The 13,478-nt window shown below is 46.7% G+C and carries 8 protein-coding genes; 2 read left to right on the top strand and 6 right to left on the bottom strand.

Features of this window, described 5'->3' with window-relative positions:
* Positions 1-20: 20 nt before the first annotated feature.
* The 5 genes from VF399_02200 to VF399_02180 all read right to left on the bottom strand — a co-directional run bounded on the left by VF399_02200 (position 21) and on the right by VF399_02180 (position 6,239).
* Entirely contained in the window at positions 21-233 is a 213-nt protein-coding gene (locus tag VF399_02200; protein ID HEX7319153.1) for a cold shock domain-containing protein, read from the bottom strand.
* A 307-nt stretch (positions 234-540) separates the two neighbouring features.
* Positions 541-1,827: a radical SAM protein gene (locus tag VF399_02195; protein ID HEX7319152.1), complete on the bottom strand. Its 1,287-nt coding sequence runs from the start codon at positions 1,825-1,827 to the stop codon at positions 541-543.
* A 273-nt stretch (positions 1,828-2,100) separates the two neighbouring features.
* The gene (locus VF399_02190) at positions 2,101-2,307 is read right to left on the bottom strand and encodes a cold shock domain-containing protein (GenBank protein HEX7319151.1); all 207 of its coding nucleotides are present in this window, start codon (positions 2,305-2,307) and stop codon (positions 2,101-2,103) included.
* 671 nt (positions 2,308-2,978) lie between these two features.
* Entirely contained in the window at positions 2,979-3,950 is a 972-nt protein-coding gene (locus VF399_02185; protein ID HEX7319150.1) for a glycosidase, read from the bottom strand.
* A gap of 6 nt (positions 3,951-3,956) precedes the next feature.
* Entirely contained in the window at positions 3,957-6,239 is a 2,283-nt protein-coding gene (locus VF399_02180; protein HEX7319149.1) for a glycosyltransferase family 4 protein, read from the bottom strand.
* 192 nt (positions 6,240-6,431) lie between these two features.
* Between VF399_02180 and VF399_02175 the strand changes: the two genes are divergently transcribed.
* Positions 6,432-7,244 (top strand): hypothetical protein, encoded by an 813-nt coding sequence (locus VF399_02175; protein HEX7319148.1) that lies wholly within the window; start codon positions 6,432-6,434, stop codon positions 7,242-7,244.
* A gap of 201 nt (positions 7,245-7,445) precedes the next feature.
* Here the strand turns inward: VF399_02175 and VF399_02170 are convergent, their stop codons facing one another.
* Entirely contained in the window at positions 7,446-8,441 is a 996-nt protein-coding gene (locus VF399_02170) for a LamG domain-containing protein (protein HEX7319147.1), read from the bottom strand.
* A 263-nt stretch (positions 8,442-8,704) separates the two neighbouring features.
* Here VF399_02170 and VF399_02165 point away from each other — a divergent pair, with 263 nt between their 5' ends.
* Entirely contained in the window at positions 8,705-12,997 is a 4,293-nt protein-coding gene (locus VF399_02165; protein ID HEX7319146.1) for a hypothetical protein, read from the top strand.
* Positions 12,998-13,478 lie beyond the last annotated feature (481 nt).

Below are 13,478 nucleotides of genomic sequence, written 5' to 3'. Positions count from 1 at the left end.
GTCTTATCCGATAGCATTGGTTATTCGGTTACGCGTTCGATCTTTGTGGCTTTGGCACCCTTAGGCGTGCTCGTGATCTCAAATTTCACACGATCGCCTTCTTGAAGCGTGCGGTAGCCTTCACCGACGATTTCCTGGAAGTGGGCAAACACGTCGCCACTGCCATCTTCTTTTTCGATGAAGCCATAGCCTTTGCGGCTATCGAACCACTTTACTTTACCAAATGTAGGCATTTTTTCTCCTTTCAAGCTTTCTGTCAGTTTATTTTTGTTTGGGGTTGACCTGAGCAATGATAAACTGGGTTTTAACCGCGAATTACCATTCCAATCCAACGCTGACAAACAAATAAACATCAAGTACGCTTAATTGTATTTATTATATACAAATATTATACTTTGTCAAGACCTTTGTTAACACTCAAACAATATTACCAGATTCAATGAAGTATTGATATCCGCATAAATAGTTTATAAACAATGTAATCAAGACCTTTGTAACACTTAAAAATCATTAAAGGATCACGGTAGTATTGACCCCGGTTTAATTAACGGCTGCCTGGTCCTTTTTTTTGAAAATATTCATGGTCTTGTACGCTTCATACAGTGTTTGCGCCCCCGCAATATTATTAAAAAGCATATAGAAAAACTGGGGGATACCCGGGTGGGGGATCTCACTGAACCTTGTGATACGCCTGCAGATATTGCTCAATGAATAAAATTCTTTCTTAAGATGAAAATAACCTTCAGAGAGTTCTCTGCCCGTCATGTTTTTCGGACGGAACACGACGCTCGAATGGTTGAACAGGCTCCAATCCTCCGAGAGGAGTCTTCCTTCCATTTTCAGCCGATCATACAGCTTCGTTCCCGGATAAGGCGTGAGGATATTGAACGTCGCGTTCATGATCTTGTTTTTGTACAGAAAACTCAATGTGTCATCAAAAACCGCTTTTGTATCATCATCCAGACCAAAGACAAATGAAGGATGGAACATGATTCCGGTATCCTGGATCTTTTTGATCGCGTCTTCGTTTTCCTGGATCGTTTTGAATGTTTTATGCATTCTGCCCATTGACGCGAGCGAAACTGATTCCAGTCCGATAAAAAGACCCCGGCAACCTGATTCAAAACACAGTTTTAGTAATTCTTTGTTGTCAGCGATCTTAACGGTGCATTGACCGCCCCATTTGATGTTCAGGTGGGACATGGCTTTAAAAAGGTTTTTTGCGTAAGCGGGGTTTGCCGCGATATTGTCATCGAGCGAAAGGAAAATTTTTGACTTTGCATTTTCAATATCCTTTATAACTGCGGCTATCGGCAGGTGGCGGATTTTCCTGCCATACACGTTGCTGACCGAGCAGAACTCACAGTTGTACGGGCACCCTTTAGTGGTGTAGAAACCAGGCCACCGGTAGCCGAGGACTTTTTTATCGATCTTCATGTTTCTTTTCGGCAAAGGTGCTTTAGCCAGGTCGGGCGCTTCGCTTTTATAAAATTTCTTCAAAGAATTTTTCTTGAAATCTTCGATTAGGGCGGGCCAGGAATTCTCGGCTTCTCCGATCACTACGGCATCCCCGTACCTGATGGCTTCTTCGGGCATTACCGACGCGTGAATACCACCGAAAACTATCGTGCTTCCTTTATCCCTGAATGCTTTTGCCAGGCGGTAGCCTCTCATTGCGGTGGCCGTCATGACCGAGATCCCAACAATGTCGTAGCTGGCGGAAAAATCAACGTCACTGAACTGCTCGTCAACAATGTCCACAAGTACATCGTCCGGCGTCAAGGCCGCCAGGACATGGAGCGCCAGCTGCGGGATTACAAACCCCACCGGTGCTCTGTCATCTGAAGAACGGGGAGAAACCAGGAGGACTTTCACGGTGTTTTAAGGCTGAGCTGCCTGATCAAAGCCCGCGTATCCTTGATAGAAAGGGATTGCAAGTGATTCGCATGTTGATGAATGGATGCATGTGAAAATATACGTATTTTTGGGCGTTAGTCAACTATGTTGTTGTTATAGAAAACCCCGCACACTTTGCACTTTAAGTGCTGGCGTGCGGGGTTTTCTGTTTTGTCTTACGCGTATTCTCTGTCTATCGACAGATTACACACGTTCGATTTTTGTGGCTTTTTCACCCTTGGGCGAGGCTGTGATTTCAAATTTCACATGATCGCCTTCGGAAAGTGAACGATAGCCTTCACCGACGATTTCCTGGAAGTGGGCAAACACATCGCCACTGCCATCTTCTTTTTCGATGAAGCCATAGCCTTTACGGCTATCAAACCACTTTACTTTACCTAGTGTAGGCATTTTTCTCCTTTCAAGCTTGCTGTCAGTTTATTCTGTTTGGGGTTGATCTAGTAATGATAAATTGGGGTTTTAACCACTAATTACCATTTTATTCCAACTTTTACAAACATGCACATAAATAAACATCTAGTGCGCTTATTATTATTAATTATACATAAATACTGATAAAAGTCAATACCCTTGTTATCATTCAAGAATTATTTAAAGATAAATGTAGTATTGACTCCAGTTTAACAGGATTTTTTTAAGGTCGTCAATACCCTTGTTATCATTCAAGAATTATTTAAAGATAAATGTAGTATTGATCCCCGCAAAGAGTGATTTTTTTTGTCATCAATACCCTTGTTATAGATTTCCAGCATTACCAGAAATCTATGATGACAGTGATTTACTGAAGATTACCCTATTTTTCAGATAGAATTCTAAATGGATGAAAAAGGACGCCAATGTCAGCGCAGTGATGAAAACCTTAAAAATATTATCTTAGGTACTTCTCGATGCGTCTTGTATCACATGACTTACTCGAAGGTTATGATTTTTTCTTATACTGTTCGAGCGAAGTCGAGAACTTCGTTAAGCGTTGGAGTTAAGCCGTAAGGCTTTTATAAAACTCTTACGAGTTAACTCCTTTTTCTACTTCCCGTCATCCCTGCAACTTTTTCAGCGCTTTCTTATTCCTGGCATTCTTCAGGAGAGCTTCCGTTCTTGTTCAGCCAATCCAATAGAGATTTAATACTCATCCGGGCAAGGGCGATACAGCTATCCGCACAGCCATAGTAAAGGTTGAGCGTATCATTGTCCGGCGCGATCGTGCAGCCACAGGAAAAAGTTACGTTTGGTACATCACCCCCGCGCTCATAGGGTGTTTCGGGCCCCAGTATCCATGTGTTACTGCGCAGGATGCAGCGTTCCGGGTTATCACTCGCTAAAAGAGCGAGCCCGGACCGGTAGAGACAACCGCCTGCCGTCTGCCGGACGCTATGGTAGATCATGAGCCATCCTTTTGACGTTTCGATCAGCGGTGGAGAAAGACCGATTTTGTCAGCATCCCACCAGGCGCCGCGCCGGGCTTTGAGAATCAGTTTATGTCTGCCCCAGTGATAAAGGTCGGGTGAATAGGAAAGCCAGATGTGGTTTCCAAAAGTTGTCATCGGCCGGTGGATCAAAGCCCAGTGACCGCCAATCCGCCGCGGCAGGAGAGCCGCATCCTTGTCCGGCGGGAGCATGATGAAACCAAGCCGCTCGAATTGGCGGAAATCGGTAGTCAGAGCCAGCGACACGCCTGGTCCGCCCGTTGAATAGGATGTGTAAGCGACCATATATTTTCCAAGTTCTGGAACATTGGTAATGCGCGGGTCCTCGATGCCCCAGATCTCCTCCGGATGAGAATCAAGATCGGGCAGCAGAGTAGGTTTTGGATCAATCTGCCAGGAATCCACGCCGTTTGGCGAACGGGCGGCGCAGAGGTGGGAACGCCCGCTTCGGTCCTCAACGCGGCATAACAGCAGCGTTGTTTTGTCAGGGAGGAGTACTGCCCCGGGATTGAAAACGCTGTTGACAGGGTAAGGCCAATCCTGGGCCGTGAGGATCGGGTTTTTAGGATGCCGTTGGATTAGTTCGTTAGACTGGGAATCCATGGTCATCGCGGACTACTCGGACGCTGGGGTGATAATAACATGTTCGGCCTGGCGCATTTCAAGCAGAGAAAGCAGAAAGGACAGCGTAGATTCAGCACCCTGATTTTCATTGACCCGGTCGGAATGCAGACTATCGTAACAGCCGCCTGTGACTGAATCATAAAGCGGGAGCCGCCCGCTGTTTCTGCCCAGATACCATTCAAACGCCCGTTGGGCTTCTTTATACCAGCGGTTCTCGCCGGTGACACGGAACGCTTCGAGACAGGCGAGGATCATGCCGTAAGCTTCGATCGGCTGCTGATCGAAGTACGCGCGTTCACCACCCCGGCGGTAAAATCCATTACTGCCAATGGGTTCGAAGTAACCTTCCCTGGATTGCTGGATTTTTGTCAGCCAATCAAGGGTTTTGAACGCGATGTCTTTCAGGTCGTTCCTTGACAACCTTTGTCCGCACATAAGCATGGCATAGGACAGCTTAGCATTGGAGTAAGAGAGAATATCTTCAAACCACGGCCAATCCGCAGTGTTGTTATTACGGTACAGCTCCATTAGTTTTTCGACCAGGATCCCTTCAACATTCTGGGCTGCCCGGTCTCCTGCAAAACGTCGCAGGTATTCATTGATGCCGATAAGCGTGAAAGCCCAAGCGCGCGGGCTGCTGAATTTGACTGACGCGGGTAAGGCGGTGCTGAAGAGCAGTCCGGCCAGGTTGCGCAGCTTTTGAGATTTTGACCGACCCAGCATTATACCCAGCGCCCACAAGGCTCGTCCATGACTGTCTTCGGAACCTGATTCTTCCAGCCACGTGCGATTGTAAGCAAGAAAATTGCGGAACCGGCCGAGTTTGGGATTAAAAGCATACTGGAGGAAAGCCAGATAACGGATCGCCAGCTTGTCGACGTTCTGCCTTGTGTCTTGCGTTATTTCTTCGATCATCGTGGTCAGGATCAATGCGCGGGCATTATCATCGGTCGTATATCCCTCTCCATAGTTGGGTACGATCGAAACAGAATGCTGGAGCATGCCGGTATCATCCGTTAATGAAAAAAGATGATTAAGGTTCAGAACCGGCAGATCGGGCGGTCTCTGGCTCATGGTTTTAGCCACGAAAATGGATCGTCTCTTCCTCATTCGTTCTTCATAAGCGCTTTCAAAACATTTCATATAACGACTGGCAACTATCGGCCAGATCATTTCCCGTCCATATAGATAGCAGCGCTTTCGGATCGCGTGACGTTTAATATTATCCTCCAGCAGGGAAATCGTTTGAGTGGCGATTGCCTCGGGGTCATTAAAGGGAACCAGTACGCCGCGGTTGTCAGCCAACAACTCCTGCGCGTACCAGTATGGGGTCGAGATCACAGGTTTTCCTGCGCCTAAAACGTAGGCCAGAGTTCCCGAGACGACCTGTTCCGGATTGACATAGGGCGTGATGTAGATGTCAGTCGTGCAAATGAACTGGATGAGTTCTTCCAGGCTCACAAAACGATTATGAAAAATAATTCCCTTTTCGACGCCGCATTCCTCGGCCAGAAGTTCCAGCGAGAGACGATAAGCTTCGCCTTCGTTTTTCAGGGTGTTGGGATGCGTGGCGCCCACTACGATATACACGGTGTTGGGATGCTGCTTGAGGATGGCAGGCAAGGCTTTGATCGCATTCTCGATGCCCTTGTTCGGGGACATCAGCCCGAAGGTGAGCAGGACCATCTTTCCCTCAACGCCGAATTGGTCTTTGTAAAAATTCGAGTCGACAAAGGGAATATCAGGGATGCCGTGGGGGATCAGTTCGATCTTCTCCCGGGGCGCTTTGTAGACATCATGCATGAATTCCACCGCTTTGTGGCTCATGACCACCATCCGGTCCGACAAACGGATCAGTTCCTCCACCACCTTGCGTTGATTGGGATCGGGTTGGCGAAGAACCGTATGGAGGGTGGTTACCAGCGGCATGCGCAGCTCGCGCAGCAGGGCGAGTATGTGGCTGCCTGCTACGCCTCCGAAGATGCCGTATTCATGCTGCAGCGAAATAACATCCACGTTGTTAATGTTCAGAAAATCGGCGGTCCGGCGGTAGGATACAATATCGCTTTCGGTTATCTCGAATCGGACCCGCGGCGGGTACGTGTAAGCGGAATCCGCGTCATTCACTGCCACGGCAAAACAGGTTGATTTGTTGAATTCGGAAGCGATGGATTCGCATAGATCGGTTGTGAAAGTGGCGATACCGCATTTACGCGGTAAATAGTTGCCGATAAAAGCTATGCGTTTTACTTTCTTTTTCTTCGTGTGTTCCACTATATCTTTCTATTGATCATCATGTTTATCTATGATACCCGGAAAAGCATGCTCTGTCAATGCTATCGTGGCGCGGTTGTTCTGTCATCGCAGGATCCCGTGTTTGTCGAGGGAGTCGAAGCAATCTCAAATACATTCAACTGGTTGACAACGGCTATCCGTAGATTAGAATGATAAATGCGAAAAGGGTATATGAGGTATCGACGTTATTTTCATAATATGATCTTAGTCACGACCACCGTTACTGTCACAATCATCTTCATGGCACCAGCAGCGTGGGCTCAGAAAACATCGGCGATGATGTACCGGCAGCCTGAAGAAGTCAGCTTTTATGATAACAGTCCGCCGGTCGATGCCAGTGATACGAGTAACGTGTATGGCTCATTCATGGAGACAAGGTTCTTCCCGGTCGGCTGGTCGCGCCAGGGTAAATTCGCATATTTTACTTATTTTGACGATTATGACGCGAGCGGCATGGCCTGGCTGACGCTTTATGTTTTTGACGCGAAGAATGACACGATCCTGGTTCAGCTGTCTCCGGAAAAAGAGTATTGGACTGAAACTCCGTTCGATACGATCTGGCGCGAGAACAAAAAGTTTTTTAGCCGGCTGCTGGACAGTTTTGGACTCATCCAGCAGAAGAGCATGATCAGACTGTTAAAATTCCCTATCGTATCAAAGCATGATAACAGAAACGATACCATCATGTGGAGTGCGGATACGAATTGGGTCGAAGCGGACAGCAGCCCGTACGGATTTCCCTGTTATGATTCCCTGGCAATTACGCTGAGCACGTCCGGGCAGAGCGGTTCCGGTCAGGTGATCTATGATAAATACAGTGATTACGTCGCGATCGGATTTTCCATACCCGGATTTATCCAGGATCCGTTCGATCCCAATGTTATTTTCATTCCCTTGGTATTGTCGCACTGGGGATGGGAGGGGCCGCCCCATACAACCTCGATCACGCCCATCGGCGTGGCGCTGGAAAAGGAGAAAAAATAAGTTATTAAGTAATCGGTAATTATGTAATTGGAAATTGGGTTATTCAATGTCATGGAGTTAAGCCGTAAGGCTTTTATAAAACTCTTACGAGTTAATTCCCGGTAAGGAACACAAAATCTACTCGAAGGTTAATACTATTCGAGCCCGCCACACTATTTGGCGGGTCGAGAACTACCTAAAAATAATTAAGGGTAAAAGGACTTAATGTTCTATTCTTTGGATCTGCTCTTTGCGGACTGTCATCTTTCCGTAATCGCTCTGAATATAGAAAGAATCTGCCTTAGCTGAACCCTGGAACTGCCCGGAAGGGACTATCATCAGGTCGGTTCCTGGATTGTCTCCAAATTCGACCGTTGTTATTTCTATAAGTGGCACATCCAATAATCCGTATGGTGTCTCAAATGCGATTTTGACCGGCGTTATTATTTCACCGGAAATTTTATCACCGTTTTTCAGGAATATGACAGACGTTTTTTGTTTAAAACCTTTATTGCGCAGCCATGTGTCGTTGATTTCTTTGGCTGAACGGACGATGTCGGATATTCGTATCTCATCGAGCAGGCCATTCAAAAAATAAATATTGGTATTCTCCGTGCGACCGATGATCAGCGGAAAATCGTTGTTTTTTAGTTCCGTGGAGGCGTTATCGTTTTTGGTATCTACAGCGAAATGGTCAGTTTCCTTGCCATTCAGATAATACCGCAGCTTTTTTTGGCTTATCGTCACGGCTAAGTATACCCATTCATCAAGAGGCACCTGGGTCTGCGAAAATTTCCAGTCGGTGGTTCTAAAATAGCATTTGGGTTTGCCGGTATTTTCAATTCCCCATAAATATCCGCTGCCGCCGTGGTAATTGTCTGATTTGGACAGAAGGGCGAAATGAGTGGGAGGATAGTCCGAGATCTTGACCCAGAGTTCAAGGGTCAATTCCTTCAACGGAATAAGATCGTCCTTTGTAGGTACTTCGACATAATCATTGATGCCATCCAGCGAAAGGCACGATCCGGAGGCGCCCTTTGTGTCCCAGCCGGCGCCGCCGTTCAATTCGCCGTCATGATCGTTGCCGCTCGCGTCCCTGAGAATATTCCCGCTGCCCTCGTCGCAATGCCACAAAGCGACCGTGTGCGCGTCATTTTCAAAAGCAAAACCGCTGGAGATCATTAAAACGGTGGATAATAAAAGTGTGTCAACTATCATGGTATTCTCACCTCGCTGATAATTATATCTGCGTGAAAAATAATGTCAAGCACTGGAGGATTTGACCGGTGTATCGTTTTGAGACAGGTTTAACAGCTGAGACACCTTTCGTTCCGAATAGATAGAAAAATCGTAAGTTTTTATGAGCGTTTTGGGAATATATTATGCATTCAATCGAGATATTGACAATACCGCGTGAATGGTTATATTTTATATAGCTGTAAAACTATAAAGCTATAGTTTTATAGAACAAGGAGGTTGTTATGTTTAAAAAGATGATTGTTTTAGTATTGATATCCATGGTTGTAGCCGTGGGACAAGGTATCACTGTTACAATGCCTAATGGAGGCGAATCGTGGATTGTTGGCAATAAACATCCGGTTCATTGGAACTGGGAAGGAACAATTACCAACGTAGAGATCGCGTATTCGACCGACGGGGGTGGTAACTGGCTCCTTATTGCATCATCAACCTCAAATGATGGTGATTATTTGTGGACGATCCCTAATACCGTTTCGACAAACTGTTTTGTAAGAGTAGCGAGTGTTGCAAATCCTGCCATTAATGATCTCAGCGACGGTAGTTTTACTGTCGCGCGTCCGACGATCGATGTCAAGAAACCTGATGGAGGTAATGTCATAAGGATCAGCGAATACTTCCCGATCCACTGGGATTGGACCGGTCAGTTTACCAATGTCATGATCGAGTACTCAACGAACAGCGGGAGTTCCTGGACAACGGTTATTGCATCGACGCCAAACGACGGTGAATATATCTGGCAGGTTCCCAATGCCCCTTCGCCGAACTGCCGTATCAAAATTACTAACACAACTGACGCGAATTGCTATGGTACAAGCGATGGTGATTTTACTATTTCGTCCAATACGATCACGGTGATCGCGCCTAACGGCAGCGAAGGTTATACTGCCGGATATTCCTATCCAATTTATTGGGATTGGACCGGTAGTATTGTGAATGTAAAGATAGACTATTCGACTGATGCCGGTTCGACATGGATTTCGATCGTCGGTTCTACGCCAAATGACGGAAGCTATCTCTGGACTGCCCCAAACACGCCTTCCAATAACTGCCGCGTCCAGGTGTCAAATACGGCAGATCCAGGCTGTGTTGACATGAGCGATGCGAATTTCTCGATATTGTCGACCGGATTACAGGTCATAACACCTAATGGAGGGGAGAATTATGTCGTGGGAGACCTCTGCCCGATACACTGGTACTGGACCGGTACGATCAGCGCAGTCAAGCTTGAGTACTCTTCGGATGGCGGTCTAAACTGGAATCAGATCGTGGCATCGACGACAAATGATGGTGATTATGTCTGGACGGTTCCCAATATTCCATCGAATCAGTGCCGCGTCAAGATAACAAATACTGCCGATATCAACTGCTGGGATGCAAGTGATGGCAATTTCACGGTCCAGATCCCGACATTTTCTATATTCGACCCGGACAGCGGAAAATCTCTGGTAGCCGGCGAAATCTATCCCATCCATTGGAACTGGCGCGGCAACGTGAGCAGTGTGAAACTTGAACTATGGTATAAGACCCAATCCGGAGTACAGTGGTGGCTGATCACTGCCGGCACTGCCAATGACGGTAGCTATATTGTTACGTTGCCTTATTATATTTCCGATTCCTGCGGTATAAAGATAACCAGTAACGACGACGCGAACAGCTATGATCTGAGCGAAGTTTTCAGGATTGTGCGACCGACCATAACCGTGACCCATCCGAACGGCGGTGAATTTCTCATTGAGGGCGACAGCATGCAGATTAACTGGAATGCAAATGGAAGCTTTGCCAATGTGATGCTGCAGTATTCGATCGACGGCGGCCTGAACTGGCAGACGATCATAGCCAGTACGGCTAACGATGGCGATTATTTGTGGGAAGTCCCGAGCTGCGTCTGGGCGACCTGCCTTTTGAAAGTAATAAATACGAGCGACATTGACTGTTACGACATGAGTGATACGACATTCGTGATAGGTGACGGTACGATCACAGTCACCAGACCAGCATTGGTAGATACGTTCTTCATTAAAAACAAGCATCCGATAAGGTGGAAATGGGCCGGCGGGTTCCCGAACGTATGGATAACATATACGCTGGGGAATATCACATTGTCCGCGCCGAATACCGGCTATTATGTATGGACTTGCGATACTTTTCCGCTGACGAATGCCGTTATAAACGTCGGTAATGCACAAAATTCAGCTATATGGGACGCAAGCGATCAATTCGTTATCGCGGATACGTCTTCGCTCATACCATATCAGATCAGAGTTCTCGCGCCGCTTAGTTGCGATACATTCCTGGTCGGCGCAAAGTGCCCTATAACCTGGTACAGTAAGAATTTTACAGCGCCCAATCAGGTAACCATCTCATATTCAATCAACAACGGTCCCTGGATCAGTATTGCCACGGTGAGTAATACCCAGCGCAGTTATTTGTGGGACGTCCCGAATTATACGACCGATAGTTGCCGGATCAGGGTCCAAAACACCAGTGGCTCCGATTTTTTTGAAAGCGGGTATTTTTCAATAGTTCACCAGCAGATCCAGATATTATACCCGACGGCGGCAAGCTATTGGGTCGTAGGTAAGAAATATTTCATTATCTGGAAAACGAACGGTACTTTTGTAAGTGCCGTAATCGATTATTCCTATGACGGCGGTTTCAGTTGGGTAAATATCGTGTCCCCGACAACCAATGACGGTGAGTACGAATGGACGATCCCGAATGCTCCCTCTAATGAGTGTCTGATACGCATCAGAAACTATGAAAATCCCGGCGTTGAAGCCATCAGCGAGACTTTCACCATATGGCCACAGACAATAAATGTCACCTATCCGATAGCCAGTGATGATTTCATTGTCGGCAGGAAGTATTACGTTACGTGGGATTACCAGGGAGAATTTGCTTTGGTCAATATCGAATACTCGATCGACGGCGGTTTGAACTGGACTCAGGTCGCGACCAATATATCTAACAGCCAATACTATGAATGGACCATTCCCAATACGCCAACCGATCTCGCGGTCGTTCGGGTAATAAACGCCGCCAATACTGACTGTTTTGGCTGGAGCGATACTTTTGCCATAATTCCGCAGACGATAACTGTGACATCACCCGCTCTGAACGTCCAGTGGATAATCGGCCGCAAATACTACATTACCTGGTGGTATACCGGCGCATTTGCGAATGTTAAGATAGAATATTCGACCGATGGTGGCAATGTCTGGAACACGATCATTGAGACCGTTACTAATTCCGGCAGTTATGAATGGACCATTCCCAATACGCCTTCGAATAACTGTGTGGTCAAAGTCACCAACTACAGTAATCTCGCGGTCTATGATCAGAGCGATATATTCCAGATCCCCCTGCAGATGATCAATGTCACTTCGCCAAAAACCGGCGACCACATGATCTCGGGTAGGAAATATTTTATCGTCTGGCAATGGGCTGGAACCATCGCGACGGTGAATATCCAGTATTCAACGGATAACGGCGGCAGCTGGATAAACATCGTTAACAACGTTACCAATAGCGGCAGCTACGAGTGGACGGCACCAACTGTCAGCTCCGATGTCTGTCTGGTAAAGGTTATCAACGTCCAAAATCCGATTGTCAATGATGAAAGTGAACTTTTCTCAATACATCCACAGATAATAGATATAACCACGCCGACATCTGCCGATATCTTTATTTCCGGCAGGAAATACTACATTACATGGCGGACCGTCGGTTCCTTCAGCAATGCTGATATTTCCTATTCTCTGAACGGTGGACAGACGTGGACGTCAATCGCGACGAATGTCACAAACTCCGGTTATTACGAATGGACGCTACCAGAAGTCTTCTCATATGTAAGCAGGATAAAGGTTGCCAATACGGCGCTTCCTTCGGTTTGTGGACTGAGTGATACGTTTAACATTATTCCTCCGATACTCGCTATCACCTCACCGGCTCTGGGCAATGTATGGTTCACATCACGCAAGTACTATATTACGTGGAACCAGCTTGGCGGCATTGCGCAGGTCACCCTGGGGTATTCCCTGGATGGCGGTGGCAGCTATACTCAGATCGTTGCCAACCTGACAAATCAGGGTAATTATGAGTGGACTATACCGAGCGGTGCAACGTCCATGGACGCCCGGATAAAACTCACGAACAGCAGCAATACTGCGATCTTCTATACCAGCGATTCTTTTGTCATCGAAGCGCTCAGCATCATGGAAACTCCTGCGAACGCAGTGCCTACGGAATTCTCCCTGACCGGTTTTGTCCCCAATCCATTTTATGAAAAAGGCGTGATCAGGTTGGCATTACCCGCGCCGGCGTGGATGAAGTTGCTGGTTTATGATATTTCGGGCCGATTGATCGATAAGATCTGCGAAGGAACATTTTCGCCTGGATATCACAAGATCAGCTATGGTGACAAATTATCACCGGGTGTTTATTTCCTGATGATGGAAGTTCGTGAAGGCAGCAAAAGAACTCATCAGTTCGTAGTGAAGGCGCTTAAGATATAACGATAACGATCGATTCACTGCTACGTAAACACTAAACCCGCGTTCCTCTGCGTGGCACTGGATAAATGAAAGTAATTATACGATTACGTAATTAGTAATTGGAGGATTTATTCATTGTATCGTTTTGAGACAGGTTTAACAGCTGAGACACCTCTCGCTCCGAATAGATAGAAAAATCACAACTTTTTGCGGTTTTATCAGGCATGGATTATGCATGTAATAGATCCGGAGGATTGAATACATATATGCTTATAACAAATAAAGGCCTATTGTCATTTATTCGTTTTTGCCGTTTGTTCGGGATATTGATTTTGTTTACCGGCTGGCTGGGTAGTACCGCTGTACTGGTTCAGCGGGAATCGGACAAAACAGGGGTCGGATTTAAGGTGGAAAATTGGTTATAATATTCCGACCGTTTGACCCTGGCCAGAGCCAGTTTTTCTGTTCGCCTCTGAATGATTTCCCCACGCTTGCCGTTTAG

The sequence above is a fragment of the bacterium genome (assembly GCA_036382775.1).
Taxonomy (GTDB): domain Bacteria; phylum Hydrothermota; class Tepidihabitantia; order SM23-42; family JAOAFX01; genus DASVHD01.
The sequence above is the reverse complement of the archived record's forward strand: the minus strand, read 5'-3'. Positions and strand labels throughout refer to the sequence as shown.